This is a genomic window from Phytoactinopolyspora endophytica (genome assembly GCF_004138495.1).
Classification (GTDB): domain Bacteria; phylum Actinomycetota; class Actinomycetes; order Jiangellales; family Jiangellaceae; genus Phytoactinopolyspora; species Phytoactinopolyspora endophytica.
The window spans coordinates 242,518-243,164 of sequence record NZ_ML142851.1; the positions used below are offsets into that span (position 1 = coordinate 242,518).

General features: G+C 67.5%; 1 protein-coding gene. It reads left to right on the top strand.

Annotated features, from left to right (window positions below; translation table 11 throughout):
• Positions 1 to 647: MFS transporter (locus ELR45_RS37115; RefSeq protein ID WP_205856172.1), on the top strand; the 647-nt coding region annotated here is incomplete at both ends.

Sequence of the window (647 nt, forward strand, 5' to 3'; positions counted from 1 at the left end):
CAGGCTCGATCTGATCGGCATGGCGTTGGCCGTCGCGGCGATCCTGATGCTCGTCTACCCGCTGACCGAGGGGCGGAGCCTTGGGTGGCCGGCATGGACGTTCCTGCTCATGGCGGGTGGAGCGTTGGTGCTGGCGGTGTTCGTCGCCTATGAGCGACGACGCACGCGGACGGTGGGATCGCCGTTGGTGGTGCTGAACCTGTTCCAGGCGCGGGCATTCACGGTAGGGATGGCGATGTGGCTGATCTTCTGGGTCGCTCTCGGCGGGTTCTTCCTGGTGTGGACCCTCTATATGCAGGTCGGGCTGGGGTGGACGCCGTTGCGGGCCGGGCTCACGGCCGCCTCGTTCGCAGTCGGCGCCGGTGCCGGGTCGGGGTTGTCGGTGCAGGTGCTCACCCCGAGGTTCGGGCGACGCGTGCTGATGGCCGGGGCATTGTTGAACGCCGCCGGGTTCGTGGCCTACCTCTGGGTGGCTTCCCGCTCTGGACCGGAGATCGATTCGTGGCAGATGGTGTCCCCGCTCATCGTCGCAGGCGTCGGGTTTGGTCTCGTCGTCGCTCCGATGATCGATCTCGTCCTCACCGACGTGCCGGTGCGCGACGCCGGTTCAGCCTCGGGACTGCTCAGTACCGTCCAGCAGCTGGGCT